We start from the raw sequence: 26,737 nt of genomic DNA on the forward strand, positions 1-26,737 counted from the left end.
GTTCTTCGCCTCGGGCTCATATCCGAAACAACCCCGCATTCGGGGCGCTGTGGGTGCGGGTGGTTCGGACCGTCATGGACGCCCCTGACCGGGGCATCCGGGGCGCCGCACCCCGAGCGGGGCGGCAACGGCCCTCCGTGACGCGTACCGGACTTCGGGGCCCTCGGCGGGGCCGGGCGACGCGGCGGGGTGCCGGCCCGGCCGGCTGGGAGCGGTGCGGCCGGTTCCCCCGCAAGGGAAGGGGCTCCCCCGCGGGTGGCGGGGGAGCCCCAGCTATGTGGTCGTGCTCTCGAAGGGCGTTTCCAGGTTTGTCGTGGTCAGCCGAAGCAGCGGGTCGGTACCACGGTGCTGCCGACGCAGTTGGTCGGCCGGTTGCCGGTGACCGCCGAGTCGCGGCTGATCTGCACCCCGTCGTTGGTGGTGAAGATGCCGCCGGGAGCCAGGTTGGCGAAGTTGTGCGCCACCTTCGACCGCTCCAGGCGGACCTCGCCGCCGAGGTTGGCGATGCCGCCGGCCACCGACGACTGCGCGACCGCCCGGTTGGCGACGATCTCGGTGTTCCGCAGGACGACGGTGCCGCCGAAGTCGGACAGCCCGCCGCCGTACAGTTCGGCGACGTTCTCCTTGACGTTGCTGTGCTCGATCACCGCGGTGGCGCCCGCGGCGACCGACAGTCCGCCGGAGGTCTGGCCGGCGGTGTTGCCGGCCACGACCACCCGCTCCAACGACAACTGGCTGTCACCGAAGATCGCCAGGCCGCCACCGTCGGTGCCGGCGTCGTTGTCGACGACCTCGCTGTTCGACAGCGTCGTGGTGCCCTCGTAGTCGAAGACGCCACCGGCGGCTCCCAGCGCCCGGTTCCGGCTGATCGTGCTCTGCCACACCCAGACCGTGCCGCCGGAGGCCGGCCGCAGCATGGTGGGCGCGCCGTTGCCGATGCCGCCACCGTTGTCGGCGCTGTTGGATGTGATCTTCGAGTTCTCCACCCGCAGCACCCCGGCGTTGAAGACACCGCCGCCGATCCCGGCGGCGCTGCTGGTCTCGACCCGGCTCTGCGCGATCCGGGTGGTCCCGTAGTTGGCGATCGCGCCGCCGTGCCCGCCGGAGCTGTTCAGCACCAGCTGGCTGTGTTCGACGTCGGCCCGACCACCGCGCTGGACCAGCAGCCCGGCGCCGTCGCTCGGACCAGCGTCGGCCAGCGTCGACACCGCATCCGCCGCCGCGGCCGGCTTGGCGGCCTTCGCGGCCTTGGTCGCCGCTGGCTTCGCCGCGGCCGCCGGCTTGGCGCTGGCCGCCGGCTTCGCGGCCGCCGTCGGTTGTGCGGTGGCGGCCGGCTTGGCCGTGGTGCCGGCGTTGGCCGGCGGTTTGGCCGTGGCGGCGGGCTTGGCCGGTGGCTTGGCCGTGGTGCCGGCGTTGGCCGGCGGTTTGGCCGTGGCGGCGGGCTTGGCCGGTGGTTTGGCCGTGGTGCCGGCGTTGGCCGGCGGTTTGGCCGCGGTGGCGGCCTTGGGGGCGGGCTTGGCCGCCGACCCGACCGCACCGGCGGGCTTGCCCGACGGTACGACCGGCGCCTCGGCGCCGACCAGGTCGGCGGCGGTCTGCCCGCCCTTGATCGTCACGTTCTTGAGGGTGAGATGACCGTCGCGTCCGACGTTGAGGATCCGGAAGGGAGCCGCGTTCGCCGCACGGGTGATCTTCGTGTCGTCGCCCCGCAACGAGATCGACTGCCGGATCACCGGAAGTCCGTTGCCGTCGTCGGAGCGGGTGAGTTCGTAGGTGCAGCCCTTCGCCAGGTCCAGCGCGCCGCCGTGGTTGGCGTTGGCGTACGCGATGGCCTGGATGAGCTTGTCGCTGTCGCAGGGCACCGGCCGGGCCGGCTCCTTGCCGCCCCGCTCCTGCGCGCCCTTGTCGCCGGCCCAGGCGCCGGCGGGCTCGGCGCTGTCCCCGCCCTTGTCTGCCGGGCCGCCGGCGTCCTGTTTCGGCGCGGCCGCGGGTTGCGTGTCGGCGGTGCGTTCCTGGCCGCCGGACTTCTGGTCACGGGCAGCGACGCCGCCCAGCGCGGCCAGGCCGACGACACCGGTCAGCCCGGCCACGCCGGCGGCCACCCAGAGCTTGCGTCGTCGTCTACCCGGTGGGGCCGGAGGTGGCCCACCGTAGGAAATGGTCACGTCATCGGACATAAGAGCCTTCCGCCCTTTCCTGCTACCAGAGTGGCCCGCATGGCCGAAGTCGGTGCGAGCCGCTACAAATAGGGTTGTAGCCTCTGATGACCACCGTATGAGAACCTTCCTCACGAGGCGGACGTATCCGAGAAAAGCCCATATTCGGCTCGGATCGGGCGTCGGTACGCCTACTCGGCGGTGCCGGTCAGACCGGCTATGAACCGGGCAAACACCGAACGACCTGCGGTGGCAGGTGGGCGGCACAGACGACGGGCGGGCCCCACCGGGTGACAGTCGTCGTACCCGGTGCGGGCCCGCCCGTTTCGTGCGTACTCCGGTCAGCCCGGCAGGCGGGGACCCGCCTCACGCTGGGCCGCCAGCCAGCTCTCCACCTCGTCGGCCTGGCGCGGCAGGCCCGCCGACAGGTTCACCGCGCCGGAGTTGGTCACCAGGACGTCGTCCTCGATCCGGATCCCGACGCCGCGCAGCTCCTCGGGGACCAGGTCGTCCTCCGGCTGGAAGTAGAGCCCCGGCTCGACGGTGAGCACGTACCCCTCGCCGAGAGCGCCGTCGCGGTAGGTCTCCTTGCGCGCGTTCGAGCAGTCGTGCACGTCGATGCCGAGCATGTGCCCGAACCCGTGCAGCGTCCAGCGGCGGTAGACGGTGGACTTCTCGTCCATCGCCTCGTCCACGCTCACCGGCAGCAGCCCCAGGTCGGCCAGCCCTTCGGCGAGCACCCGCATGCAGGTCAGGTGGACGTCCTTGAACTTCACTCCGGGCCGGATCGCGTCGATCCCGGCCTGCTGCGAGGCGTACACGATGTCGTAGACCTGCCGCTGCAGGGCGGTGAACCGGCCGTTGACCGGCAGCACCCGGGTCACGTCGGCGGTGTAGAGGTTGGCGCCCTCCACGCCCATGTCCATCAGCAGCAGCTCACCCGGCCGGGTGACGCCGTGGTTGTGCACCCAGTGCAGGATCGTGGCGTGCTCGCCGGCACCGACGATCGAGCCGTAGCCGACGTCGTTGCCGTCGTGCCGGGCCCGCAGCGCGAAGATCCCCTCCAGCAGTCGCTCGGAGACGCCACGGTCGGCCGGCAGCACCCGCGCCACGTCCTCGAAGCCGCGTACGGTGGCGTCGATCGCGTCCTGCAGCTGGGCGATCTCCCACTCGTCCTTGACCAGCTTCTGCTCGGAGATGGCGATGGCCAGTTCCCGGTCGCGGGCCGGCTGGCCCTCCGCCCGGGGGCCGTCGTACGGGCGCACCGCGGCATCCACCCGGGTGTCGAAGCCGCGCAGCACCCGGGTCCGCCCCGGCGCCAGCTCGGCCAGCGCCGCGTCCAGCTCGGTCAGGTCGGCGGTGGGCAGCCCCAGTTCGGTCGACTTCTCGGTAAGCGTGTGCCGTCGGCCCACCCACAGCTCGCCGTGCCGGCTGCGGAAGAACTCGTCGTTCTCCCGCGAACTGCGCGGTCGCATGTACAGGATGGCGTCGTGACCCGAGCCGTTGGGCCGCAGCACCAGCACGCTGTCCGGATCGTGGTCACCGGTCAGGTACGCGAAGTCGCTGCCCGGGCGGAACCGGTACTCGGTGTCGTTGGCGCGTACCTTCTCGCCGCCGGTGGGGATCACCAGCGTCTCGCCCGGGAACGCGGCGGAGAGGGCGGAGCGGCGCTTGGCGTAGTTCGGCACCTCCGGGCGGGGGCCGACCGGCAGCGTGGTGTCCCGCCACCCCTGCCGCATGAACGACAGGAACGCCGGTGGGAAGTCCGGGTCGTGCGACTCGGTGCCGTCGTCCGGCTTGCCGTCGGTGCGCTCCTCGGTCATGCCCCGCTCCTCTCGTGTCACTGCTGGCCCCGACGGTACCGCGAAACCGGTTCGCCCCGACTCCGGCGGTCCCGCCCGACGCCGTCGAGCAGGCGCTTCCCGCCGCCGTGACCGACCGGTCGGGGCGAGCCCGCCCGTGCCGCGACGCCCGATCCGTACGCGTGGAAGGATGACCACCATGTGCGGACTCCTGGCTTTTTTCAGTGCGCGCGGCGACGCCGCCGCCCACCGCGACAGCATCGCCGGAGCGTTGGAGTGCCTGCACCACCGCGGCCCGGACGAGACCGGTGTCGAGGTGGTCGGGGACGCCACCGGCCAGTACGCGGACGGAGTGTTCGCCCACAAGCGGCTGGCGATCATCGACGTCGCGCTCAGCCACGAGCCGCTGCCGTACGCCGACGGGCGCTACCTGCTCACCTTCAACGGCGAGATCTACAACTACATCGAGCTGCGTGAGGAGCTGATCCGCGAGCACGGGGCGCGGTTCGCCACCAACGGCGACGGCGAGGTGATCGTCGCCGGCTACCACTACTGGGGCGAGCAGGTGCTCACCCGGCTGCGCGGCATGTTCGCCTTCGTCATCTGGGACCGGCAGACGCGCCGGGCGTTCGGCGCCCGCGACTACTACGGCATCAAGCCGCTGCACTACCTGGAGACGGCCGACGGGCTCTACCTCGCCTCGGAGAAGAAGGCCCTGCTGCCCTTCGCGCAGTCCGCGCACGTCGGTGACGCCGGGGTGGACACGGCGAACCTCAGCCACTACCTGACCCTGCAGTACGTGCCCGAGCCGGGCACGCTGCACCAGCAGATCAGCCGGATCGGGTCGGGCGAGTACCTGACCTGGACGCCCGGCGGGCGCATCGACGTACGCCGCTGGTATCGCCCGGTGTTCCGGCCCGCCCCGGTCTCCGACGAGCAGAAGCTGTACCACGAGATCCGGGAGACGCTGCGCGAGAGCGTACGCATGCACATGCGCTCGGACGTACCGGTCGGTTCGTTCCTGTCCAGCGGGATCGACTCCACCGCTGTGGTGGCGCTGGCGCGCGAGTTCAACCCGAACATCCTCACCTTCACCGTCGGCTACGACGTGCCGGGCTACTCGGAGATCGACGTGGCCCAGGAGTCGGCCCGGCATCTCGACGTGACCACGATCCCGACCAAGATCGGGCCGCAGGACATGATCGACGCGCTGCCGAAGATCGTCTGGCACCTGGACGACCCGGTGGCCGACCCGGCGCTGGTGCCGCTCTACTTCGTCGCGAAGAAGGCCGCCGAGCACGTCACCGTGGTGCTCTCCGGTGAGGGCGCCGACGAGTTCTTCGGTGGGTACACCATCTACCGTGAGCCGCTCTCCCTCAGCGGCGTCAACGGGCTGCCGGGCGGGGTGCAGAAGGGCCTGCGGGCGGTCTCCAAGGCGATCCCGCAGGGCGTCAAGGGCAAGAGCTTCCTGGAGCGCGGCACCACCCCGATCGAGGAGCGCTACTACGGCAACGCCCGGATGTTCACCGAGGAGGAGAAGCAGCACCTGTTGCGCCGCTACGACCCCTCGGTGCGCTACACCGACGTCACCGCGCCGATCTACGCCGAGTGCACCGAGCTGGACGACGTCACCAAGATGCAGTACGTCGACCTGTACACCTGGCTGCGCGGGGACATCCTGGTCAAGGCCGACCGCATCTCCATGGCGCACTCGCTGGAGGTCCGGGTGCCGTTCCTCGACCGCGAGGTCTTCGAGGTGGCGGCGAAGATCCCGGTCGACCTGAAGTTGCCGCCGCGCTCGGACGCCACCAAGTACGCCATGCGCCAGGCGTTGCAGGGCGTGGTGCCGCCGGCCATCGTCAACCGCAAGAAGCTGGGCTTCCCGACCCCCACCCGGGTCTGGCTGCGCGGCGAGATGTACGAGTGGGCCCGGCACGTGCTGACCACCTCCGGCGCCGGTGAACTGCTCGACCTGTCGTACGCGCTGCGGCTGCTGGAGGAGCACAAGCGGGAGGAGTTCGACCACTCCCGCAAGGTGTGGACGGTGCTGATCTTCTGCATCTGGCACGCCATCTTCGTGGCCAAGACCCTCGACCCGGGCATCCAGCGCAACCAGTCCGCCCTGCTCACCAAGCCCGTCGTCGGCTCCATGGTGCGCTGAGCCGGACGGTGCGCCGAGCCGGAAGCTGGTGCGCCGAGCCGGAAGCGGATGGGCGCGAACGGACAAGCGGAAGGGGGCCCCGGTCGGGGCCCCCTTCGTGGTGCTGGTGATCAGCTGGCGGCGCAGGCGATCGTGGGCGACGAGTTGGTGCCGCTGGCAAGGAAGCCGAAGCTCGTGCTGCCGTTGACACCGAGGTTCCCGTTGTAGGACACGTTGCGGGCCGTCACCGACGATCCGGACGTGGTGTGCGTCGCGTTCCAGACCTGGCTGATCTGCTGGCCACCGGCCAGGGTCCAGGTCGCGGCCCAGCCGTTCAACGGCGCGGTACCGGTGTTCCGGATCTCCACCTCACCCTGGAACCCACCGGACCAGCTGTTGGTCACCCGGAGAGTGGCCGAGCAGCCGCTGTTGCCGGCGGGCGGCGGGGTGGTCGGCGGCGCGGTGGTCGGCGGCGGCGTGGTGGGCGGCGGCGTGGTGGGCGGCGGGTTGGTGCCGCCACCGATGCCGGTCACCTCACCGTTGCCACCGTCGAACACCACGTCGGAGCAGCCGAAGAAGTTCTCCTGGCTGTCCGAGCGGACCCACCGGGAGTAGATGATGTGCTGGCCGCTCTTGTTCGCCGGCAGGGTGCCGGTGAAGTAGTAGTGGCCGTCGTTGGTGCCGACCGCGCCGCGCTGCGGCGGGTTGGTCACCGTGAGGAACGGCTGCTCCTCCAGGTCACTCCAGGCCAGCGGACGGTTCGGGCTCCAGCTGTTCTTGGTCACGTAGAAGTAGAACGTGCCCGGGTGGTGCGCCCAGTTGCTGTACCGGAACTCGATGGACCGACCCGCGGTCAGGTGGGTCAGCGGCCAGTCGTTACGGGCCAGGTCGTAGCCGCGGAAGCCGGTGGCGCCGCCGCTGCACAGCTGGCCGTCGGGGATGAAACCGGTGGTGCGGCCGTTGGCGTCGGAACGCAGCACGCTGAACCAGTTGTAGAGCGAGTTGGCGCCGCTCTGGGCGACCGCGGCCGCGCAGGCCGGGTTCTGCGGACGGATCTCGCCGGTGGGGGAGAGGCCGTCGCGCCAACAGAGGTAGGTACGGGCGCCCGGCGTCATCGCCGCGCCGTGCGCGGCGGCCGGTTCGGGGCTGGCGGTCACGGCGACGACCGCGCTCGCGGCGAGGGTGACGGCCGCGAAGAACATCGCGGCCAGACGAGGTCGGTGCACAGGGTTCTCCTGACTCGCGGGGCACACCGGTCGGTGGCCCCGGCGGAACGAGCAGGGTGGCGAGGTATGGCCGCCCTGCTCTGCGGGCGGATGCGATCGATGCGGCTACCTGCGCCCAGGGCGGATAGCCCGACGGGCGGGTGCCGTCAGTAGTCGGTCGACGCGTGAATGCCCTCGCGTGCGGTGAACCCGGCGCCGGTGACGTGCAGCCCCACGCCACCCGGCACCCCTATCCCAACACGACCGGCGCGCCCGACGCAATAGCCATCTCTCGATACCCGGCCGCGCTGGTGGCGCGCGTGGTCGACCGGCCGCCAATACCGTGGCTTGCCCGCCCGGTCGGTGCGCGCTGTGCCAGCCTGGGCATCACGGACGGGCGACGGAGGGAAGCTGACGATGGGATACGCGGTGGTGCTCGGCGAGGCACTCGTCGACCTGCTCGACAGCGAGTGTGCCGGCGTGCCGGTCTACCGGCAGGCCATCGGTGGTGGCCCACTGAACGTCGCCGTCGGCATCGCCCGGCTCGGCGGCGCGGTGCAGTTCGTCGGCTCCCTCGGTGACGACGCGCTGGCCAAGCGGATCCGCACCTTCCTCACCACCGCCGGGGTCGGTCTGGCCGGGGCGGTCACCGCCGCCGCACCGACCACGCTGGCCGTGGCCACCTTCTCCGGTACGGAACCGGACTTCCGGTTCTACGGCGAGCCGCCGTCGTACGCCCTGCTCACCCCGGAAGACCTCGACCCCGCGCTGGTCGAGGGGGCCGACGTGCTCTACTGCGGTTCGATCGTGCTGCTCGCGCCGACCACCCTCGCGGCGGCCCGGCGGGCCTGGTCGCTGACGCCCCGCCTGCGGGTGTTCGACCCCAACGTCCGGCCCCGGCTGCTGTCCGGCCCGGCGGCGCTGGCCGGGCTGCGCCGGGTGGTCGCCGAGTTCGCCGCCAGCGCACACCTGGTCAAGCTCAGCGCCGCCGACGCCGCGCTGCTCTATCCCGGTGAGCCGGTCGAGTCGGTGGCGGCCTACCTGCGCGAGTTGGGCGCCGGCACGGTCGTGGTAACCCTGGGTGCCGCCGGTGCGGTGGTGGCCGCCGCCGGCGCCGATCCGGTACGCGTACCCGCGCCGAAGGTGGCCGCGGTCGACGCCACCGGTGCCGGGGACTCGGTGCTGGCCGCGCTCGTCGCCGACCTGCTCGTCGAGGGTGAGCCGACCGAACCGGCCGGCTGGGACGAGCGGGTCGCCTTCGCCCTGCGGGTCGCCGGGCTGGTCTGCGAGCGGCCCGGGGGCGCCATCGCCATGCCCACCCGGGCCGAGGTGGCCGAGCGGTTCACCAGCTGAGCGCGGCGCCCGCTCAGGCGGTGCCGTCCAGCTCCGCGTAACCCCGGCGGGCGGCGATCAGCGCCGGACGGGCCGGGAACGGTGCCTCGGCGGCGACCCGCTCCGGCGGCGCCGAGCCGGTGTGGCCGGCCCGGATCAGCCAGGCCAACTCGATCAGCTGGGCGTGCTGCGCCCGGACGAACTCGACGTCCACCGGGTCGCCGTGGCCCGGCACCACCACCGTGTCGGGGGTGGTCGAGCGCAACAACTCGGCCACCGCGTCCGGCCACTGCAACGGGTACGAGTCCTCGAAGGCGGGCGGGCCGGCCTGCTCGACCAGGTCACCGGCGACCAGCACGTCCGCGTCGGGCACCCGCACGACGAGGTCGCCGGCGGTGTGACCACGCCCCGGGTGACGCAGCAGCACCGGACGACCGCCGACGTCGAGGGCGGCCTCGGTGTGCACGGTGTGGGTGGGCGCCAGCAGGATGACCTCGGCCAGCTCGGCGGCCAGCTGCGGATGCTCGTCGCGCAGTTCCGCGTACGCCTCGCGGCGCAGCCGGTCCGGGTCGTCGCGCAACGCCGCCGCGGCGAGTTCGTGGGCCCACACCGGGCGCGGCGGGTCGACGGCCAAGGTGGCGTTGCCGAAACAGTGGTCGAAGTGGTGGTGGGTGTTGACCAGGGTCAGCGGCGCGTCGGTGACCGCGCGTACCGCGGTGGCCAGCTCGGTGGCCTGCCCGGCGGTGGAGAGGGTGTCGACCAGCAGCGCCTCGCCGTCACCCAGCACCAGCGTGACGTTGACCGCCAGCAGTGGCTCGCGCAGGACCAGCACCCGGTCGGCGACCTCGACGAAACCGCCGGTCACGACGCCGCCCCCGCCCGCTGCACGAACCGGTGCCGGTCGACCACGACCCGTTCCACCCGGCCCTCGGCCACGGTCTGCCCGTCCTCGGTGACGGTCACCTCGAACACCAGCCGCCGCCGGTCGACCGTGGTCAGCCGGGCCTGCGCCGCCACCGTCCGGCCCACCGGCGTCGGCGCCCGGTGGTCCAACTCGACCCGGATGCCCACCGTGGTCGACCCGGCGGAGAGGTGCCGGGCGGTCGCGGCCACGGTCGCCGCCTCGGCCAGCGCCAGCACCCGGGGAGTACCCAGCACCGGCACGTCGCCGGAGCCGACGGCCTGGGCGGTGTCGGCGTCGGTGACGGTCAACTCGACCCGGGCGGTCAGACCCGGCGTCAGGGCATGATCCGGCTGCTCCTGCATGGCCACAGCGTAGGCGGTCGGACCGGGCCGGGACGCACGGCGGCCACGATCACGCACGATCCGGCAGCGGCGGTGCGGGTGCGACACCTGTCACTGCCTCGGCGGGGCAGGTGGTCCTGCGTGGGGTGACCGGTGCGGCGCCGTTAACCTTGTCCGCGATGTCTGCCGTGACCGACCCCCAGCCCGCCGCCCCGGCCGAGCCGCCCACCTCACCCGACGGCGGTCGCCGCCGCGTGCTCGCGATGTCGGTGTGGAGCGTCGCCTTCGTGGCGGGTTGGCTCGTCATCGGCCTGCCCACCGATCCGGTGTACGCCTTCTTCTGGATCTGGGCCGGCACGATCGCCTGGCACTCCGCCCGCCCGTGGCGCAGTCACCTGCGCTTCGCCCGCGACTGGGTGCCGGTGGTGCTGCTGCTGGTCCTCTACAACCTGTCCCGTGGGTTCGCCTACCACGACGGGACGGTCCCGCACTCCTACGAGCTGATCCTCGCGGACAAGCTGATGTTCGGCTGGGCGATGGACGGCCAGGTGCCGACGGTCTGGCTGCAACAGCACCTCTACCAGCCCGAGGTCCGCTGGTGGGACGTGTTGGTCAGCTGGGTGTACTTCTCCCACTTCGTCGCCGCGCTGGCCGCCGCCGCCGTGCTCTGGATGCGGGAACGCCGCCGGTGGGCCGCCTTCATGCGCCGGTGGTTCTTCCTCTGCGCGGCCGGTCTGGTCACCTACTTCCTCTACCCGGCCGCACCGCCCTGGTGGGCGGCGCAGAACGGGCTGCTGGAGGAGGTCGCCCGGATCTCCACCCGGGGTTGGAAGGCGTTCGGTATGCACGGTGCCGGCAACCTGCTCAACGCCGGGCAGCTGGCCTCCAACCCGGTGGCCGCGATGCCGTCGCTACACACCGCGTTCGCCCTGTTCGTGGTGCTCTTCTTCCTGCGCGGCGTGCGCCGCCGCTGGTGGCCGCTGCTGCTGGCGTACCCGTTGGCGATGACCTTCACGCTGGTCTACAGCGGCGAGCACTACGTGATCGACGTGCTGGTCGGCTGGGCCTACGTCGGGCTGACCTTCCTGGTGGTCGGCTGGGCCGAACGCTGGTGGGCCCGCCGCAAGACCCGCCGGGCACCGGTCGACCCACCGCCGGATCAGGCGACCCCCACCGAGCCTTCGGTGGTCCCCGCCACCCGCTGACCCGGCCCTCCGCGTGCTGCCGCTCCCTTCCGCGTGCTGCCGCCTTCCTGGACGGTTGCCGCTTCCTCGACGGGCTGCCGCTTTCCTGGACGGCTGCCGCTGCGGTTGCCGCCGATGCCCCCCGGGGGAGCCACCCCTGCCGGTCTGGCGTTCATCCTGCCCACGGCGGCGAGCCCGGGGAACTGTCTCTCCTGTCGCCCCTGTCGAGCTGAACCGTCTGTGCTATCAAGCCCCGCGTCGCTCGCCGTCCCCTGGCAGGCGCCCGTTGGCGCCGGCACCGATGGCGGCCGGTCCGAAGGCTCCCGGCTGGCCGCGCGATCTGCCCGCATGGCGACCTGCCCGTGTGGCGACCTGCCCGTGTGGCGACCTGCCCGTGTGGCGACCTGACCGTGCGGTGATCGGGTTACGCGGTGATCGGCCCGTGCGGTGTTTGGCCCGTGCGGTGATCGGGTTACGCGGTGATCGGCCCGTGCGGTGTTTGGCCCGTGCGGTGATCGGGTTACGCGGTGATCGGCCCGTGCGGTGTTTGGCCCGTGCGGTGATCGGGTTACGCGGTGATTGGCCCGTACTTGATCGGGTTACGCGGTGATTGGCTCGTGCGGTGATCGGGGCCGTGCGGTCATCGGGTCACGCAGTGATCGACCCACGCGGCGATTGGCCCCACGGGACGATCCGTTCGTGCTATCAGCTCGACAGGGCCCGCACCCAGCCACGCAGTCGCGGCCACCGCAACGGGCCATCGCATCCGAGCCGGGCCGACCCCGGCAGCCTGCGCGCGTCGGCCACCACCGGGGCGGGCCGACGCGGGTCGTCGCACCGGCCCACGGCCGGCGAAGACCCGCGACCGTGATCAGCTGGCCGCGTCGGTCAGCCGCGCCGGACAGCCCGCGCCGGACAGCCCGCGCCGGGTCAGCCCGCGCCGGGTCAGCCCGCGTCGGTCAGCCCGCGCCGGGTCAGCCCGCGCCGGTCAGCCGTGCCGGAAGGTCGGGACGGTCAGCCGGGACGGCGGGCGGCGTGACCGCGGGCGGAAAGCTCGGCGGCCAGGGCCCAGGCCTCCGTGACATCCCGGTCCACCGCGGCGGCGCCGGCCCCACCGGCCGTGTCCACGTGCACGGTGGCCAACCGCAGCAACCGCTGCAGCGGACCCCGGACCACCCGGATACTCTGCAGCCGGGCGTACGGCACCACGGTCAACTGTCGGGTGAGTAGCCCGGAGCGTACGGCGAAGACCTGCTCGGTCAGGCCGGCGCCGAGTACCTGGCGGCTCAGCGGGTTGAGCCACCGGGCTCGGCTCGGCGGTGGGCTCAGCGGCAGTGCCGACAGGACGACCCCGGGCAGCACCTCAGCCACGATGGCCTCCCCGGTGGGCAGGTCACCGACGGGTAGCAGTCGGTCCGGACGGTTGCGTTGGTCGGGCTCACCGGCGGCGTAGCCGGCCACCTCCAGGCGTAGCCGCAGCCAGCCCTTGAACCGCCAGAGCAACGGCCAGGTCACGCCGACGGTCTGCACCCGGTGCAACGGAACGGTCTGCACCCGGGTCTCCAGCAGCCCGTTGTGGATGCGTAGCCGGTCGTCGTCGCGGGCCAGCCGGAACTGCCAGTCGTCGAGCACCCGGCGTACCGGTTGCAGCAGGATGCCCGCCATCGCGGTGAGCGTGCTCGCCACCGCGATGAACGACCACGAGTCCTCCGACAGGAACTGCACGGCGACGAAGGCCACGCCGAACGGCAGCAGCAACGCCTGCGGGGTCAGCAGCTGGCTGACCAGCAGATCCTTGTTGCGTACCAGGTGTAGCTGCCGGCCGGCGGGTGGCTCGGCGGGCGGCGCCACCTGTCCCGGCTGCGCCACCTGCCCGGGGTGCCCTTCGGTATCCGGCGTCGCGGCGCCGGGCGCGGCGGTGGTCGGCGTGGCGGCGGCCGGGCGGCCCGCCAGGGCCAGCAGGCGGTGCCGCAGTGCGGCGGCCTCGGCGACGCTGAGAAACGCCAGCGGCGCCTCCGTCTTGCCGCCGCCGACCACCTCCAGCCGCAGTTCGGCCAGGCCGGTGAGCTGGGCGAGCAGGGGTCGGACCACCTCGACGGCCTGGAGCCGCTCCAGCGGGATGGCTCGGGTCCGGCGCCACAGCAGCCCCTCGTGGATCCGCAGCTCCCGGCCGACGACCTGGTAGCCGGTGTTGTACCAGCTGATCACGGACAGCACCGTGGCGCCCAGGACGATCACGATCACCATCGACACGAACCAGCCGAATCCGACCCGGGACAGCGTCGACCAGGACAACCCGGCGATGACCACGACCAGCGACCGTGCGCTGTGCAGCACGGGACTCAGTGGATGCAGCCGTTGGCGGGCCGGCGGCCCGGCCGGCTGCCCCGCCCATCCGGCGGGCGGGTATCCCGGCGGCGGCCCGACCGGATACCCGGGTGGTGGGTACCCGGGTGGCGGGTACCCGGGCGGTGGATACCCGGGCGGTGGATACCCGGGCGGTGCGCCGGGGGCCGGGTGGCCCGGCGGTGGCGAGTGGGGTGGTGGGGGCGGTGCCGGCGGGGAGTCGGTGGGGCCGTCGTCGGTGGCGCGCGGCGCCGCGGGATCCCCGCCGGCCGGGCCGCTCACAGCCCTTCCGCCCGGTCCTCGCCGAGCGCGGTCAGCCGGTCGCGTAACCGGGACGCCTCCGCGGGCCGAAGACCCGGCACCCGGGCGTCGCTGGCCGCCGCCGCGGTGTGCAGTTGCACGGTGGCCAGGTCGAACGCCCGCTCCAGCGGCCCGGCGCTGACGTCGACGAACTGCATCCGGGAGTACGGCACGATGGACAGCCGGCGGACCAGCAGACCGTGCCGTACCAGCAGGTCGTCCTCCCGTTCGGCGTAGCCCCAGGCGCGTACCGCCCGGACGATGGTCACCGCCCGCCACACCGCGAACAGCAGGACGGCGGCGAGCGCCACGCCGATCGGCCAGGCGCCGGTGACCGCCCAGGTGATCCCGAGCGCGATCGAGATGACGGCCACCACGGCGGCCAGTCGCAGCAGTTCCACCCAGATCAGATCGGTCGAGATCGACTGCCAGCGGACGGTCTCCGGCCACGGCTCGAGCGGGCCCGGCTGTACGGACTCCGGCGTCGGCCGTGGGCCGTCCGGTTGGTCACCGCTCACGTACGCGTCCACCCTTCGAGGGTAGGCGATTCGGTCAGCGGGGCGACCTCACGGAGGAAGCCGCGCGCGGCGAGGAAATCGCCGAGGGAACCGCGATGCTCGTCGCAGGCCAGCCAGGTCTTGCGTCGCTCGGGTGGATGCAGGCGCGGATTGTTCCAGCGCAGTGACCATCCGGCGGAGGCTCGACACCCACGGGCCGAACAGACCAGGACCTCGGTGGAGATGTCGGATGCGCTCATTCCAGCCAGTCTAGAGCGGCCGGAGAGATTGAGCGCCGGGCGGCCACGGGGGAAGCCGCCCGGCGACGGATGCATGGTACACACGCCGGGGCGGCATCTGTCCACTGGTGATCGGCGATTCGATGCCGGTGGCACGGCGTGGCGGAAATCGGTCGCTCCCGGCGTCCGTATTCAGCCAGGCATGCGAGGCTTGGTAACGCACACCCCGCGACGAGACGATTCATGCTGTGGAGGACCGGTGGCCCAGCCGACCACGCCCGACGCCCCGACGCCGAACGGGACGCAGCCGCAGGCGCCCGCCGCGCCGACCACCCCGGCGCAGGACGCCGGGCTGCTGGAGCGGGCGCTCTTCGAGATCAAGCGGGTCATCGTCGGGCAGGACCGGATGGTGGAGCGGATGTTCGTGGCCCTGCTCGCCCGCGGCCACTGCCTGCTGGAGGGGGTACCGGGGGTGGCGAAGACGCTCGCGGTGGAGACCCTCGCCAAGGTCGTCGGCGGGTCGTTCGCCCGGGTGCAGTTCACCCCCGACCTGGTGCCGGCCGACATCATGGGTACCCGGATCTACCGGCAGTCCAGCGAGAAGTTCGACGTCGAACTCGGGCCGGTGTTCGTCAACTTCCTGCTCGCCGACGAGATCAACCGGGCGCCGGCCAAGGTGCAGTCGGCGCTGCTGGAGGTGATGAGCGAGCGGCAGGTCTCCATCGGCGGGGAGACCCACCGGGTGCCGAATCCGTTCCTGGTGATGGCGACACAGAACCCGATCGAGCAGGAGGGCGTCTACCCGCTGCCGGAGGCGCAGCGGGACCGCTTCCTCATGAAGATCGTCGTGGGCTACCCGACGGACGCCGAGGAACGCGAGATCGTCTACCGGATGGGGGTGGCGGCACCCGAGCCCACCGCCGTCTTCGACACCGCCGACCTGATCGCGCTGCAACACAAGGCCGACCAGGTGTTCGTACACAACGCGCTGGTCGACTACGCGGTCCGGCTGGTGCTGGCCACCCGTACCCCCGCCGAGCACGGCATGCCCGACGTGGCGCAACTGATCCAGTACGGGGCCAGCCCGCGGGCCTCGCTCGGCCTGGTCCGGGCGACCCGGGCACTGGCGTTGCTGCGCGGACGCGACTACGCCCTGCCGCAGGACGTGCAGGACATCGCGCCGGACATCCTGCGGCACCGGCTGGTGCTCAGCTACGACGCGCTCGCCGACGACGTACCGGCCGACCACGTGGTGCACCGGGTGATGTCGACCATCCCGTTGCCGTCGGTGGCGCCACGGCAGCAGGCGACCCCGCCGCCACCGGGTGCCGTCGCGCCGACCTCGGGGTGGCCCGGACCGCGGCCGTGACCTCGACCACCCCTCGACCCGAAGCCGACGGTCCGCCGGACGCGGCCACCAACCGCTCCGGCGCCGTGCTCTCCCGGCTGCAGTTGCTGGTCACCCGCAAGCTCGACGGGCTGCTGCAGGGCGACTACGCCGGTCTGTTGCCCGGGCCGGGCAGCGAGGCGGGCGAGTCGCGGGAGTACCGCCCCGGCGACGACGTACGCCGGATGGACTGGCCGGTCACCGCCCGCACCACGATGCCGCACGTCCGGCGTACGGTGGCCGACCGTGAGCTGGAGACCTGGCTGGCGGTGGACCTGTCGGCGAGCCTGGACTTCGGCACCGGCCGGTGGCTCAAGCGGGACGTGGTGATCGCGGCGGCGGCGGCCATCACGCACCTGACCGTCCGTGGCGGCAACCGGATCGGGGCGGTGGTGGGCAGCGGCGGTGACCTGCCCGCCCCCCGCCGGCGCCGGCGGGGTGCCCCCCCGGCGCCCGCCGGACCGGGGCGGCTGGTGCGGCTACCGGCCCGCTCCGGCCGCAAGGAGGCGCAGGGCATGCTGCGGGCCATCGCCGGTACCGAGATCCGGCCCGGCCGCGGCGACCTCGGCGCGCTTGTCGACATGCTGAACCGCCCGCCCCGGCGGCGCGGCGTCGCGGTGGTCATCTCCGACTTCCTCGCCCCGCCGGCCCAGTGGGCACGGCCGCTGCGCAAGCTTCGGGTCCGCCACGACGTACTGGCCGTCGAGGTGGTCGACCCGCGTGAACTGGAACTGCCCGACGTGGGAGTGCTGCCGGTCGTCGACCCGGAGACCGGTGAGCTGCACGAGGTGCAGACCGCCGACCCGAGCCTGCGGCACCGGTACGCGGCCGCCTCCGCCGCCCAGCGCGCGGAGATCTCCGCCGCGCTGCGCTCCGCCGGGGCCGCGCACCTGCGACTGCGTACGGACCGAGACTGGCTGCTGGACATGGTGCGCTTCGTGGCCGCGCAGCGGCACGCCCGCACCCGGGGGACGACACGATGATTCGACTGCTGCAACCGTGGTGGCTGCTGGCCGTGCTGCCGGTGCTCGGCCTCGCCGCGCTGTACGTCTGGCGGCAACTGCGCCGCCGGGAGTACGCGCTGCGGTTCACCAACGTGGACCTGCTGCGTACCGTGGCGCCGAAGGGGCTGGGCTGGCGGCGGCACGTGCCGGCGACCGCGTTCCTGCTCGCCCTGCTGGTGCTGGCCGGCGCGCTGGCCCGGCCGGCGGTCGACACCCGCGAGCCGTTGGAACGGGCCACCATCATGCTGGCCATCGACGTGTCGTTGTCGATGCAGGCCGACGACGTGCCGCCGAACCGGCTGGAGGCGGCCCAGGAGGCGGCCAAGCAGTTCGTGGCGGAGCTGCCCGAGACGTACAACGTGGGCCTGGTGTCGTTCGCCAAGTCGGCAAACGTGCTGGTCCCGCCGACCAAGGACCGGGCGGCGGTGACCAGCGGCATCGACGGGCTGGTGCTGGCCGAGGCGACGGCGACCGGTGAGGCGGTCTTCACCTGCCTGGAGGCGATCCGGTCGGTGCCGGCCGACGGTGCGGCGGGGATCCCGCCGGCCCGGATCGTGCTGTTGTCCGACGGGTTCCGCACCGCCGGACGGTCGGTGGAGGAGGCTGCCGCCGCGGCGCAGGCGGCGAACGTGCCGGTCTCCACGATCGCCTTCGGCACCGACGGCGGTCACGTCGACATCGGCGGGCAGTTGCAGCGGGTACCGGTGGACCGGCTGGCGCTCGCCGCGCTGGCGGAGACCACCGAGGGGTACTTCTACGAGGCGGCCTCGGTCAGCGAGCTGAAGCAGGTGTACCAGGACATGGGCAGCTCGATCGGGTTCCGTACCGAACCCCGCGAGATCACCCAGTGGTACGCCGGCATCGCCCTGCTGCTGGCGCTCTGCGCGGGTGTCACCAGTCTGCTCTGGTCCTCGCGCATGCTCTGACTCTGGCTTCGTGTCCACCGTGGCGATGGGCATGGCGGTGGCCCACTGCCACGGCCGCCCGCGCCGGTCGGGCGGCGGCGGCGCGCGGGTCAGTGGCTGCCGCTGGCCAGGACGAAGAGGACGGCTACCCAGACGGCGGCGAGGGTGAAGCCGAGCGGGGCGACGTAGCGGCTCATGACAGGCTCCGGGGTGGGCGGCTCGCCGGCCGGGGCATGGTGGACCGGCGAGGGGAGGATCAGGACGCACACACACGAAGTCGTGACCGGACGGCTTCCGGTTGGCACCCGCGGGCTCTGCCACCCCGGCGAGGGGCCGGGTGGCGTGGCGGGTGCGCGGGCAGCGGTGCCAGCTCAGGCGGAGCGGGGCTCAGCGTGGCTGGCGGACGGCCCGGCCACGACTGGGAGGATCGCTATCTGGCACAGCGATCACCTCCTGGGGTCGGGGCCGGGGCGATACGGGCCGCCGAGCGGTCCGCAAACGTCGATCAGCGTACACCCGGGGTAGGGGAGGGGCGTACTCGGCCGACCGGGTGAGGCGGCTCGGCCGGACCGGTCGCGCTCGCGCAGCGACCCACGCGGGGTACCCCCGTGCCGCGTGGGTCGGGTTAGTGATTACCGTGCGGTAGCGCCTAGTCTCCAACCCGCAGCGATCTTTGGAGGGTACGCACCGTGTCTCGAACTGTGCTGGTTACCGGCGGCAACCGCGGCATCGGTCTGGCCATCGCCCAGGCCTTCGCCAAGCAGGGTGACCGGGTGGCGATCACCCACCGGGGCAGCGGAGCACCCGACGGACTGTTCGGCGTGCAGTGCGACATCACCGACAGCGCGTCCGTCGACGCGGCCTTCGCGGCGGTGGAGGCCGAACTCGGCCCGGTGCAGGTGCTGGTCGCCAACGCCGGCATCACCGACGACACGCTGCTGCTGCGGATGTCGGAGGAACAGTTCACCCGGGTGCTGGACACCAACCTCACCGGCGCGTACCGCTGCGCGAAGCGGGCGTCGGCGAAGATGCTGCGGGCCAAGTGGGGCCGCATGATCTTCGTCTCCTCGGTGGTCGGCCTCTCCGGGGGTGCCGGTCAGGTCAACTACGCGGCCAGCAAGGCCGGCCTGGTCGGGGTGGCCCGCTCGATCACCCGGGAGCTGGGTACCCGCAACATCACCGCCAACGTCGTCGCGCCCGGCTTCATCGAGACCGACATGACCGCCGTACTCTCCGACGAGCGCAAGGCGGAGATCCTCAAGTCGATCCCGGCGGGCCGGATGGCCAGCCCCGACGAGGTCGCCGCGGTCGTCACCTGGCTGGCCGGCGACGGCGCCGGCTACGTCAGCGGCGCGGTCGTCCCGGTCGACGGCGGCCTCGGCATGGGCCACTGAACCGGGCGACCCAGACGACCACTGGACCTGACCGGGCACCGAAACCGAGCGGGTCACCGAACCTGAGCATGGAGGAATGAGCGTAATGTCCGGACTGCTGGCCGGTAAGCGGCTGCTCGTCACCGGCGTCATCACCGACGCCTCCATCGCCTTCTCGGTGGCCAAGCTCGCCCAGGAGAACGGCGCCCAGGTCGTGCTGACCGGGTACGGCCGGCTCTCCCTGGTGGAGCGGATCGCCAAGCGGCTGCCCGAGCCGGCGCCGGTGATCGAGCTGGACGTGACCAACCCCGAGCAACTGGCCGGGCTGGGCGACAGGGTCCGCGAGCACGTCGACGGCCTCGACGGGGTGGTGCACTCGATCGGCTTCGCCCCGCAGAGCTGCCTGGGCGGCGGGTTCCTCGACGCCTCCTGGGAGGACGTGGCGACCGCGCTGCACGTCTCCACGTACTCCTACAAGTCCCTGGCCGTCGCGGCGCTGCCGCTGATGTCGCCGGGCGGCGCGGTGGTCGGGCTGACCTTCGACGCCACCCAGGCGTGGCCGGTCTACGACTGGATGGGCGTGGCCAAGGCCGGCCTGGAGTCCGCCTCCCGCTACCTCGCCCTGCACCTCGGCAAGCAGGGCATCCGCAGCAACCTGGTCTCCGCCGGACCGCTGCGCACGATGGCCGCCAAGTCCATCCCCGGCTTCGAGCAGTTCGAGGACGCCTGGTCCGAGCGGGCCCCGCTGGGCTGGAACCTGACCGACCAGGAGCCGGCCGCCCGGGCCTGCCTGGCGCTGCTGTCGGACTGGTTCCCGGCCACCACCGGCGAGATCGTGCACGTGGACGGCGGCTACCACGCGATCGGCGCCTAGGTGAACGGAAGGGCACCCGCTTAACACCTGCGGTACCGCGGGGCCCCCTGTTAACGGCCGGGACCCGGGGGCGTTGCCGGGCCGCCGCGCGCCACCGGCAAGAATGGAGCCATGGCGTACGACGCGGTGGTGCTGCTCTCCTTCGGTGGCCCGGAGGGGCCGGACGACGTGCTGCCGTTCCTGCAGAACGTGACCCGGGGGCGCGGCATCCCGCCGCAGCGGCTGGCCGAGGTCGCCGAGCACTACCAGCACTTCGGCGGGGTGTCCCCGATCAACCAGCAGTGCCGGGACCTGCTCGCCGCGATCCGCGTCGACTTCGCCGCCCACGGGCTCGACCTGCCGGTCTACTGGGGCAACCGGAACTGGCACCCGATGCTCGCCGACACCGTGGCGCAGTTGCGTGACGACGGCGTACGGCGGGCGCTGGCCTTCGTCACCAGCGCCTTCGGCGGGTACTCCTCCTGCCGGCAGTACCAGGAGGACATCACCGCCGCCCGCGCCGCCGTCGGCCCGGACGCACCGGTGATCGAGAAGCTGCGCCAGTTCTGGGACCATCCCGGCTTCGTCGAGCCACACGCCGACGCGGTACGCACCGCCCTGGCCCAGCTCGACCCGGCGCGGCGGGACAGCACCCGGCTGGTCTTCACCGCACACTCCGTACCGACCTCGATGGCCGACACCGCCGGACCGCACGGCGGCCGGTACACCGCCCAGCTCGCCGAGACCGCGCGACTGGTGCACGCGGCGGCCGCCCCGGACCTGCCGTACGACCTGGTCTGGCAGAGCCGCTCCGGCCCGCCGCACGTGCCGTGGCTGGAGCCGGACGTCAACGACCACCTGACCGCCCTCGCCGAGCAGGGCGTGACCGGGGTGGTGGTCAGCCCGATCGGGTTCGTCTCCGACCACCTGGAGGTGATCTGGGACCTGGACACCGAGGCGCGGGACACCGCCAAGCAACTCGGCCTGGACTTCGTCCGCGCCGCCACCCCCGGCGTCGACCCGCGCTTCGTGACCATGGTCCGGGAGCTGGTGCAGGAGCGGATCGACCCGGCCGGGGCGGACCTGCGTCGCCGCCTCGGCGAACTGCCGATGTGGGACACCTGCCCGTCGGTCTGCTGTGTCCCGCCGCGCCGCCCGTCCTGACCACTCCGGCGATCCCGACACCCCTGGGAGACGAGCATGCACGACCGTAAACCCGTCGAGAGTTGGCTCACCGACATGGACGGTGTGCTGGTGCACGAAGGCCAACCGGTGCCCGGCGCACCGGAGTTCATCAAGCGGTTGCGGGCCTCCGGGAAGCCGTTCCTGGTGCTCACCAACAACTCCATCTACACGCCGCGCGACCTCCAGGCCCGGCTCGCCCGGATGGGCCTGGACGTACCCGAGGCGGCGATCTGGTCCTCCGCGCTGGCCACCGCACAGTTCCTGGCCGACCAGCGGCCGGGCGGCACCGCGTACGTGATCGGGGAGGCCGGGCTGACCACGGCGCTGCACGCGGTGGGCTACGTACTCAGCGACTTCGCACCGGACTACGTGGTGCTGGGGGAGACCCGCACCTACAGCTTCGAGGCGATCACCAAGGCGATCCGGCTGATCAACGACGGGGCCCGCTTCATCTGCACCAACCCCGACGCCACCGGCCCGTCGGTGGAGGGTGCCCTACCGGCCGCCGGTTCGGTGGCCGCGATGATCTCGAAGGCGACCGGCGTGGAGCCGTACTTCGTCGGCAAGCCGAACCCGATGATGATGCGGTCGGCGCTGAACACGATCGACGCGCACTCGGAGAGCACCGCGATGATCGGCGACCGGATGGACACCGACATCCTCTGCGGCCTGGAGGCCGGCCTGGAGACCATCCTGGTGCTCACCGGCATCAGCACCCGCGCCGAGGCCGAACGCTACCCGTACCGCCCGTCCCGCATCGTCAACTCCGTAGCCGACCTGACCGACGAGATCTAACCCTCCTCGCCCCGCGCTGCGTCCCGCGCTGCGTCCCGCGCTGCGTCCCGCGCTGCGGTCGATCTTGCACTTCTTGTCTGGGCGAAGGCGGCATATGCCGCATCTCGGCGACTGAAAGTGCAAGCCCGACGTGGGCGGGGAGGCGCGGGGGCGGGGTGGTTAGGGGCGGAGGGGGGCGTTGCAGGCGGCTACCAGGGCTTGCCGGCAGGCGGCGGTGAGGGGGCGTAGGGCCGCGTCGCGCTGCTGGGCCTCGTAGTTGTTGATCGAGCCGCCGGGCGTGGCGTGCCCGGCCAGGGCGAGCACCCGGTCGAGTACGGCGGCGCGGGCGAACAGCCGGCGGGCCCGCGGATCGAAGCCGGGCGGCAGGTCGGTGGTGCCGTCCGGGCGGCGCAGTGCCTCCAGGGCGCCGGCCAGCTCGGGGCGCCACTGGGCCACGTCGAGTCGGGTCAGTGCCGCGGTCGTGTCGGCCAGCGCGGCGGCCAGTTCGGCTTCCGCCTCGGCGGCACCGGGCAGGGTGAGCGCCGCCGCCGGTGCGTCCGCCGGCAGCGGATGGCACCGCCAGAGCACCGTCTCGAAGGTGTCACCGGAGCCCGAGGTGTGCACCCGTACCTCGGGTATCAGGCCCAGCGCGCCGGCGATGACCGCCTCACCGGCGAGCAGTGCGGCGCCGGCGAAGTCACCCGGGCCGGGTAGCCCACGCGGGTCGCCCGGTGCGGGCAGCACCAGCCGGATCTCGTCCGGCGACAGCTTGGCCAGAGTGGGCAGGGCCTCCCGCAGCGGCACGTCCATCCAGGTGCCGGGCGCGTCGGCGACCAGGTGCTCCTCGTCGCCGGCAACCGCATCGGCAACCTCGTCGAAGGGCACCAGCCCGGCGCGCCACGCGCGCACCCAGGCAACGAACCGGCTCGACCGGCGCGGCGCGAGGACGGCCGCACCCGCAGCGGGGGTGGACATGCCGAAAGAGTACGTGCTGACGCCCGCCCCTGTCTCGGCTGCCGCGCCCCCGGCCACCGCGCCCGTCGTGGTTCTCGTCGGCGGTGGCGGTGCTCCGGCGGGCGGCGGGTCGGGGTGTGGGTGGGGGAGGGGACGACTAGCGTGCCTGGGATGGGACGGCGGTATGGCGAGGACGTGATGGCGGGGGACTGGCGGCGACGCAAGGTGATCCCGGAGGTCGACGCCGAGCCGGAGCTGGTGGTCGAGGATGCCGACTCGGGGTTCTGTGGCGCGGTGGTCGGGTTCGAGTCCGGGGCGGTCGTGCTGGCGGACCGGCACGGTAGGCGGCGCAACTTTCCGCTGCTCCCGGCGGCGTTCCTGCTCGACGGTCGGCCGGTGACGCTGCGTCGGCCGACCCGGGCGCCGGTGCCGGTGGCACGTCGCCGTACCGCGTCCGGGTCGATCGCGGTCGACGGGGTGCGCGCCCGGGTCGCCCGGGCGAGCCGGATCTGGGTGGAGGGCGTACACGATGCCGCCCTGGTGGAGCGGATCTGGGGCGACGACCTGCGCGTCGAGGGCGTGGTGGTGGAGCCGTTGGCGGGTATCGACGCCCTCGACGCCGAGGTACGCGCGTTCGACCCCGGACCCGACCGGCGTCTCGGGGTGCTGGTCGACCATCTCGTGCCCGGCTCCAAGGAGAGTCGCATCGTGGCCCGGGTGAACTCGCCGTACGTGCTCGTCACCGGCCATCCGTACGTCGACGTGTGGCAGGCGGTGAAGCCGGCGGCGCTGGGCATCCGGGCGTGGCCGGTGGTGCCACCGGGACGGCCGTGGAAGGAGGGTGTCTGCGCGGCGCTCGGGGTTTCCGAACCGGCCGACATGTGGCGGCACATCCTGTCCCGGGTGAACAGCTACGCGGAGGTGGAGACACCCTTGATCAACGCGATGGAACGGCTGATCGACTTCGTCACCGAGCCGGTGTGATCCGGCCACCCGCCCGCGGGCCCGCCGAGCGATGATCGGGGACGCTACCGTGAACGACCTCGACCCCTACCACCCCGGGAGTGTCGCTTGAGCCGGTTCCAGCAGTCGCGGCGGCGGTTGCGCCAGGCGTACGAGGCGGGCCGCGAGTCGGTGCGCGCGGCCCGGGAACGGCAGCGTACCCGGTCGCCGGACCGGGCGCAGGAGGCCGAGGTGCGGTTCCCCGCGCCCGCGCAGTGGCGCCCCGAGCCGCCGGGCGACGCTGGCTCGACGGCCAGCCGGGACGACTCCGACGTGCCGAAGGCGCTACGGATCGCGGCGGCCTGGTCGTGGCGACTGATCGCCATCGGGATCGTCGGCTGGGCGCTGTTGCGTTTCCTGGGTGCCGTCCGCATCGTCATCGTGCCGTTGGTGGTGGCCCTGCTGCTCGCCGCCCTGTTGGCCCCGGCGGTCGGCTGGCTGCTGCGGGCCCGGTTCCCGCGTACGCTGGCCACCGCCCTGGTGTTGATCACCGGGCTCGTCGCGGTGGTCGGCACGCTGACGCTGGTGGTCAACCAGTTCATCGCCGGCCTGCCCGACCTGAGTGTGCGCGCCGCGGCCGGCATCGGGCAGATCCAGGACTGGCTGCGCGACGGCCCGCTCGGCCTCTCCGACGGTCAGCTCAACGGGTACGTCGAGGCCGGGCAGAACTGGATCAACGAGAACAGCCAGTCGTTGACCAGCGGCGCGTTGAGTACCGCCGGCACCGTCGTCGAGGTGCTCACCGGCACCCTGCTGGTGTTGTTCGCGACGTTCTTCTTCCTGCGTGACGGTGACCGGATCTGGCGGTTCCTGGTCGGGATGCTGCCGGTCGCCGCCCGGTGGCGGGCCGACGACGCCGGGCGGGCCTCGTGGTTGACCCTGGTGGCGTACGTGCGGGCGACCGTGCTGGTGGCGTTCATCGACGCGGTGGGTATCGGCATCGCGCTGGTGCTGTTCGACGTGCCGTTCGCCTTCCCGCTGGCGGCGCTGGTGTTCCTCGGCGCGTTCATCCCGATCGTCGGTGCCACCCTCTCCGGCGCGGTCGCGGTGCTGGTCGCCCTGGTCGACAGCGGCTGGGTGACGGCGCTGGCCATCCTCGGCGCGGTGATCGTGGTCCAGCAGGTCGAGGGCAACGTCCTACAGCCGTGGATCATGGGTCGGGCGGTGGCTCTGCACCCGCTGCCGGTGGTGCTGGCGGTGACCGCCGGCGTGGTGCTCGACGGCATCGTCGGCGCGCTGGTGGCCGTACCGTTGATCGCCGTACTCAACACCGCCGTGCGCCGGCTGGCCCGGCGCCTGCCCGAGCAGCCGGCGCCGGTACCGGAGGCGGTGGTGGTCCGATCCACCCCGCCGTGAGCCCGGCCCGAGGGTGCGTCCGGCCCGAGGGTGCGTCCGCCTGAGCCGTGGCGGCCGGGACCGGTCCGGCCCCACTGGCGCGTCGGCGCGGATCGGACCGGCGGTGACGACGGCCGGGTCAGGGTTCGTCGTCGGGGGTGCGGGTGAAGACGAAGGTGGCGATGTCCAGCGCGACCGGACGGCCGGCGTCGTCACGTAGCACGGTGAGCACCTCGCCGTGCTCCTCGCCGCTGACACCCCGCCAACGGTCCGGGCCCTCCGGGGCGTACCGGCTGACCACGGTGTCGCGCAGCACCCCGACCAGTTCGCCGGTGTGCTCGTCCCAGCCGACGTCGAGCGGCGTGCCCATCCACCACCAGCGCCCGGTCAGCGGGGCCGGTTCGGCCGGTGGCGGCCGGTCGGCCGGGCGCCACGGGCGGGCCGCGACGGGCTCGGTGTCCAGCACGTGGGCCAGGATCCGGTGGCCGAGTCCGCGGATGCTGCCGGTGCGGAAGCCGTACGAGTTGGCGTAGCTGACCACGCCGGTGCGGCTGGGCCGGTGCGTCGCCAGCCCGGCGACGTAACCGGGCATCGAACCGCCGTGCCCGACGTAGATCCGGTCCCCGTCCCGGTTGAGTTGGATGCCGAGGCCGCATCCACCCTGCCAGGTCTCGGGATCGGTGATGATCACGGGGGCGCACATCTCGGCGAGGGTGTCCGGGGCGAGCACGGCCGGGTCGGGGTCGGCGAGGAACGCCGCCCAGCGGGCCAGGTCCGTGACGGTGGACCAGAGCTGCCCGGCCGGGGCCATCGCCCGGGTGTCGGTACGCGGCTCCTCCCGCAACGTGCCGTGCCACGGGTGCACCACGTAGCCCGGGGCGTACGGTTCGGTGGCCGCGTACGTGGTGCGGTGCAGGTCCAGCGGCGCCAGGATCCGCTCGTGCAGCAGCTGCGGCCACGGCGTCCCGGTGATCCGTTCCAGTACGCCGCCGAGCAGCCCGTACGCCAGGTTCGAGTAGTGGAACGCGCGGTGCGGCGGGTACGCGATCTTCGCGGTGGAGAAGCCGCGCAGCAGGGTGGGCAGGTCGACGCCCTCGCTGCGCTCCCACCACGGTCCGTCGGGTTCGCGTTGCAGGCCACCGGCGTGGCCGAGGAGCTGCCGCAGGGTGACCGGGCCGGCCGCGTCCGCCTCGGGCAGGTGCCGCCGCAGCGGGTCGTCCAGCGCCAGCCGGCCGGCGTCGCGTTGCTGCATGACCAGTACCGCGGTCATGGTCTTGGTGATCGAACCGAGCCGGTACTGCAGGTCGGCGTGCGGCCGTGGGTCGGTGCCGGCGGTGGCGAGGTGGGCCAGCTCGCCGTCGCGGACCACGCCCACGGCGAGTGACGGGACGTGGCCGGCGGACTGGACGTCGGCGACCATGGCGTCGATCTGCCGGGTGGTTTCGGGACGTAGGGACACGATCCTCCCTGGGGTAGGGTCTTGCCGAGAGCCTACGATCATGACAGTTCGATGACGCGT

At 72.7% G+C, this 26,737-nt stretch carries 23 protein-coding genes; 12 read left to right on the plus strand and 11 right to left on the minus strand.

The window, feature by feature from the left end; all coding sequences use genetic code 11:
* Window positions 1–317: 317 nt before the first annotated feature.
* Both D2L64_RS06055 and D2L64_RS06060 read right to left on the minus strand, forming a co-directional pair.
* Complete coding sequence (locus tag D2L64_RS06055) at window positions 318–2,165, minus strand: right-handed parallel beta-helix repeat-containing protein (protein ID WP_147376198.1); 1,848 nt, start codon at window positions 2,163–2,165, stop codon at window positions 318–320.
* Window positions 2,166–2,497: 332 nt separating this feature from the next.
* Window positions 2,498–3,979 carry an aminopeptidase P family protein gene (locus tag D2L64_RS06060; protein WP_119573718.1) on the minus strand — a complete coding sequence of 494 codons (1,482 nt, stop codon included), beginning with the start codon at window positions 3,977–3,979 and terminating at the stop codon, window positions 2,498–2,500.
* A 178-nt stretch (window positions 3,980–4,157) separates the two neighbouring features.
* Between D2L64_RS06060 and asnB the strand changes: the two genes are divergently transcribed.
* On the plus strand, window positions 4,158–6,119 hold the full coding sequence (gene asnB / locus D2L64_RS06065; RefSeq protein WP_119573890.1) for an asparagine synthase (glutamine-hydrolyzing): 1,962 nt from the start codon (window positions 4,158–4,160) through the stop codon (window positions 6,117–6,119).
* A 110-nt stretch (window positions 6,120–6,229) separates the two neighbouring features.
* On the opposite strand, the gene D2L64_RS06070 is transcribed toward asnB, so the two are convergent.
* Window positions 6,230–7,300 carry a lytic polysaccharide monooxygenase auxiliary activity family 9 protein gene (locus tag D2L64_RS06070; protein ID WP_119573719.1) on the minus strand — a complete coding sequence of 357 codons (1,071 nt, stop codon included), beginning with the start codon at window positions 7,298–7,300 and terminating at the stop codon, window positions 6,230–6,232.
* Window positions 7,301–7,720: 420 nt separating this feature from the next.
* On the opposite strand from D2L64_RS06070, the gene D2L64_RS06075 reads away from it, so the two are divergent.
* The gene (locus D2L64_RS06075) at window positions 7,721–8,656 is read left to right on the plus strand and encodes a PfkB family carbohydrate kinase (protein ID WP_119573720.1); all 936 of its coding nucleotides are present in this window, start codon (window positions 7,721–7,723) and stop codon (window positions 8,654–8,656) included.
* Window positions 8,657–8,669: 13 nt separating this feature from the next.
* On the opposite strand, the gene D2L64_RS06080 is transcribed toward D2L64_RS06075, so the two are convergent.
* Together D2L64_RS06080 and D2L64_RS06085 are read right to left on the minus strand one after the other, a co-directional pair.
* On the minus strand, window positions 8,670–9,500 hold the full coding sequence (locus tag D2L64_RS06080) for an MBL fold metallo-hydrolase (RefSeq protein ID WP_119573721.1): 831 nt from the start codon (window positions 9,498–9,500) through the stop codon (window positions 8,670–8,672).
* Window positions 9,497–9,901 carry a thioesterase family protein gene (locus D2L64_RS06085; protein ID WP_119573891.1) on the minus strand — a complete coding sequence of 135 codons (405 nt, stop codon included), beginning with the start codon at window positions 9,899–9,901 and terminating at the stop codon, window positions 9,497–9,499. The genes D2L64_RS06080 and D2L64_RS06085 overlap by 4 nt, the downstream gene beginning before the upstream one ends.
* A 158-nt stretch (window positions 9,902–10,059) precedes the next feature.
* Here D2L64_RS06085 and D2L64_RS06090 point away from each other — a divergent pair, with 158 nt between their 5' ends.
* Window positions 10,060–11,085 carry a phosphatase PAP2 family protein gene (locus tag D2L64_RS06090; protein ID WP_119573722.1) on the plus strand — a complete coding sequence of 342 codons (1,026 nt, stop codon included), beginning with the start codon at window positions 10,060–10,062 and terminating at the stop codon, window positions 11,083–11,085.
* A 993-nt stretch (window positions 11,086–12,078) separates the two neighbouring features.
* On the opposite strand, the gene D2L64_RS06095 is transcribed toward D2L64_RS06090, so the two are convergent.
* The 3 genes from D2L64_RS06095 to D2L64_RS06105 all read right to left on the minus strand — a co-directional run bounded on the left by D2L64_RS06095 (window position 12,079) and on the right by D2L64_RS06105 (window position 14,467).
* Entirely contained in the window at window positions 12,079–13,419 is a 1,341-nt protein-coding gene (locus D2L64_RS06095; protein ID WP_233558816.1) for a PH domain-containing protein, read from the minus strand.
* A 269-nt stretch (window positions 13,420–13,688) separates the two neighbouring features.
* Window positions 13,689–14,228 (minus strand): PH domain-containing protein, encoded by a 540-nt coding sequence (locus tag D2L64_RS06100; protein WP_119573892.1) that lies wholly within the window; start codon window positions 14,226–14,228, stop codon window positions 13,689–13,691.
* Window positions 14,225–14,467 (minus strand): hypothetical protein, encoded by a 243-nt coding sequence (locus tag D2L64_RS06105; RefSeq protein WP_119573724.1) that lies wholly within the window; start codon window positions 14,465–14,467, stop codon window positions 14,225–14,227. The genes D2L64_RS06100 and D2L64_RS06105 overlap by 4 nt, the downstream gene beginning before the upstream one ends.
* A gap of 238 nt (window positions 14,468–14,705) precedes the next feature.
* Here D2L64_RS06105 and D2L64_RS06110 point away from each other — a divergent pair, with 238 nt between their 5' ends.
* Genes D2L64_RS06110 through D2L64_RS06120 form a run of 3 tightly spaced genes read left to right on the plus strand, consistent with a single transcriptional unit; the run spans window position 14,706 to window position 17,763 of the window.
* The gene (locus D2L64_RS06110; RefSeq protein WP_119573725.1) at window positions 14,706–15,815 is read left to right on the plus strand and encodes an AAA family ATPase; all 1,110 of its coding nucleotides are present in this window, start codon (window positions 14,706–14,708) and stop codon (window positions 15,813–15,815) included.
* A complete protein-coding gene (locus D2L64_RS06115) occupies window positions 15,794–16,816 on the plus strand; it encodes a DUF58 domain-containing protein (RefSeq protein WP_119573726.1) in 1,023 nt (340 codons plus the stop codon). The genes D2L64_RS06110 and D2L64_RS06115 overlap by 22 nt, the downstream gene beginning before the upstream one ends.
* Window positions 16,813–17,763 (plus strand): VWA domain-containing protein, encoded by a 951-nt coding sequence (locus D2L64_RS06120; RefSeq protein ID WP_119573727.1) that lies wholly within the window; start codon window positions 16,813–16,815, stop codon window positions 17,761–17,763. The genes D2L64_RS06115 and D2L64_RS06120 overlap by 4 nt, the downstream gene beginning before the upstream one ends.
* An 89-nt stretch (window positions 17,764–17,852) precedes the next feature.
* Here the strand turns inward: D2L64_RS06120 and D2L64_RS27525 are convergent, their stop codons facing one another.
* Window positions 17,853–18,011 (minus strand): hypothetical protein, encoded by a 159-nt coding sequence (locus tag D2L64_RS27525; protein WP_199714438.1) that lies wholly within the window; start codon window positions 18,009–18,011, stop codon window positions 17,853–17,855.
* 420 nt (window positions 18,012–18,431) lie between these two features.
* Between D2L64_RS27525 and fabG the strand changes: the two genes are divergently transcribed.
* The 4 genes from fabG to D2L64_RS06140 all read left to right on the plus strand — a co-directional run bounded on the left by fabG (window position 18,432) and on the right by D2L64_RS06140 (window position 21,948).
* Complete coding sequence (fabG, locus tag D2L64_RS06125) at window positions 18,432–19,136, plus strand: 3-oxoacyl-ACP reductase FabG (protein ID WP_119573728.1); 705 nt, start codon at window positions 18,432–18,434, stop codon at window positions 19,134–19,136.
* Window positions 19,137–19,221: 85 nt separating this feature from the next.
* Complete coding sequence (gene fabI, locus D2L64_RS06130) at window positions 19,222–19,989, plus strand: enoyl-ACP reductase FabI (protein WP_119573729.1); 768 nt, start codon at window positions 19,222–19,224, stop codon at window positions 19,987–19,989.
* Window positions 19,990–20,100: 111 nt separating this feature from the next.
* Complete coding sequence (locus D2L64_RS06135; RefSeq protein ID WP_119573730.1) at window positions 20,101–21,132, plus strand: ferrochelatase; 1,032 nt, start codon at window positions 20,101–20,103, stop codon at window positions 21,130–21,132.
* A 36-nt stretch (window positions 21,133–21,168) separates the two neighbouring features.
* Window positions 21,169–21,948 carry an HAD-IIA family hydrolase gene (locus D2L64_RS06140; protein ID WP_119573731.1) on the plus strand — a complete coding sequence of 260 codons (780 nt, stop codon included), beginning with the start codon at window positions 21,169–21,171 and terminating at the stop codon, window positions 21,946–21,948.
* Between the two features lie 159 nt (window positions 21,949–22,107).
* Here D2L64_RS06140 and D2L64_RS06145 read toward each other — a convergent pair whose 3' ends face one another.
* Entirely contained in the window at window positions 22,108–22,902 is a 795-nt protein-coding gene (locus D2L64_RS06145) for a hypothetical protein (RefSeq protein ID WP_119573732.1), read from the minus strand.
* A gap of 150 nt (window positions 22,903–23,052) precedes the next feature.
* Between D2L64_RS06145 and D2L64_RS06150 the strand changes: the two genes are divergently transcribed.
* Window positions 23,053–23,865 (plus strand): DUF3097 domain-containing protein, encoded by an 813-nt coding sequence (locus D2L64_RS06150; protein ID WP_119573733.1) that lies wholly within the window; start codon window positions 23,053–23,055, stop codon window positions 23,863–23,865.
* 87 nt (window positions 23,866–23,952) lie between these two features.
* Window positions 23,953–25,239: an AI-2E family transporter gene (locus D2L64_RS06155; RefSeq protein WP_199714439.1), complete on the plus strand. Its 1,287-nt coding sequence runs from the start codon at window positions 23,953–23,955 to the stop codon at window positions 25,237–25,239.
* 118 nt (window positions 25,240–25,357) lie between these two features.
* Here the strand turns inward: D2L64_RS06155 and D2L64_RS06160 are convergent, their stop codons facing one another.
* Complete coding sequence (locus tag D2L64_RS06160) at window positions 25,358–26,677, minus strand: serine hydrolase domain-containing protein (protein WP_119573734.1); 1,320 nt, start codon at window positions 26,675–26,677, stop codon at window positions 25,358–25,360.
* Between the last annotated feature and the right edge of the window lie 60 nt (window positions 26,678–26,737).

The organism is Micromonospora radicis, assembly GCF_003583405.1.
Lineage (GTDB): Bacteria > Actinomycetota > Actinomycetes > Mycobacteriales > Micromonosporaceae > Micromonospora > Micromonospora radicis.

Coding starts and splice junctions, on each gene's coding strand:
- D2L64_RS06060 (WP_119573718.1), bottom strand. CDS start 3,979: ATGACCGAGGAGCGCACCGACGGCAAGCCGGACGACGGCACCGAGTCG.
- asnB (WP_119573890.1), top strand. CDS start 4,158: ATGTGCGGACTCCTGGCTTTTTTCAGTGCGCGCGGCGACGCCGCCGCC.
- D2L64_RS06070 (WP_119573719.1), bottom strand. CDS start 7,300: ATGTTCTTCGCGGCCGTCACCCTCGCCGCGAGCGCGGTCGTCGCCGTG.
- D2L64_RS06075 (WP_119573720.1), top strand. CDS start 7,721: ATGGGATACGCGGTGGTGCTCGGCGAGGCACTCGTCGACCTGCTCGAC.
- D2L64_RS06085 (WP_119573891.1), bottom strand. CDS start 9,901: ATGCAGGAGCAGCCGGATCATGCCCTGACGCCGGGTCTGACCGCCCGG.
- D2L64_RS06090 (WP_119573722.1), top strand. CDS start 10,060: ATGTCTGCCGTGACCGACCCCCAGCCCGCCGCCCCGGCCGAGCCGCCC.
- D2L64_RS06105 (WP_119573724.1), bottom strand. CDS start 14,467: ATGAGCGCATCCGACATCTCCACCGAGGTCCTGGTCTGTTCGGCCCGT.
- D2L64_RS06120 (WP_119573727.1), top strand. CDS start 16,813: ATGATTCGACTGCTGCAACCGTGGTGGCTGCTGGCCGTGCTGCCGGTG.
- fabI (WP_119573729.1), top strand. CDS start 19,222: ATGTCCGGACTGCTGGCCGGTAAGCGGCTGCTCGTCACCGGCGTCATC.
- D2L64_RS06135 (WP_119573730.1), top strand. CDS start 20,101: ATGGCGTACGACGCGGTGGTGCTGCTCTCCTTCGGTGGCCCGGAGGGG.
- D2L64_RS06140 (WP_119573731.1), top strand. CDS start 21,169: ATGCACGACCGTAAACCCGTCGAGAGTTGGCTCACCGACATGGACGGT.
- D2L64_RS06145 (WP_119573732.1), bottom strand. CDS start 22,902: ATGTCCACCCCCGCTGCGGGTGCGGCCGTCCTCGCGCCGCGCCGGTCG.
- D2L64_RS06150 (WP_119573733.1), top strand. CDS start 23,053: ATGGGACGGCGGTATGGCGAGGACGTGATGGCGGGGGACTGGCGGCGA.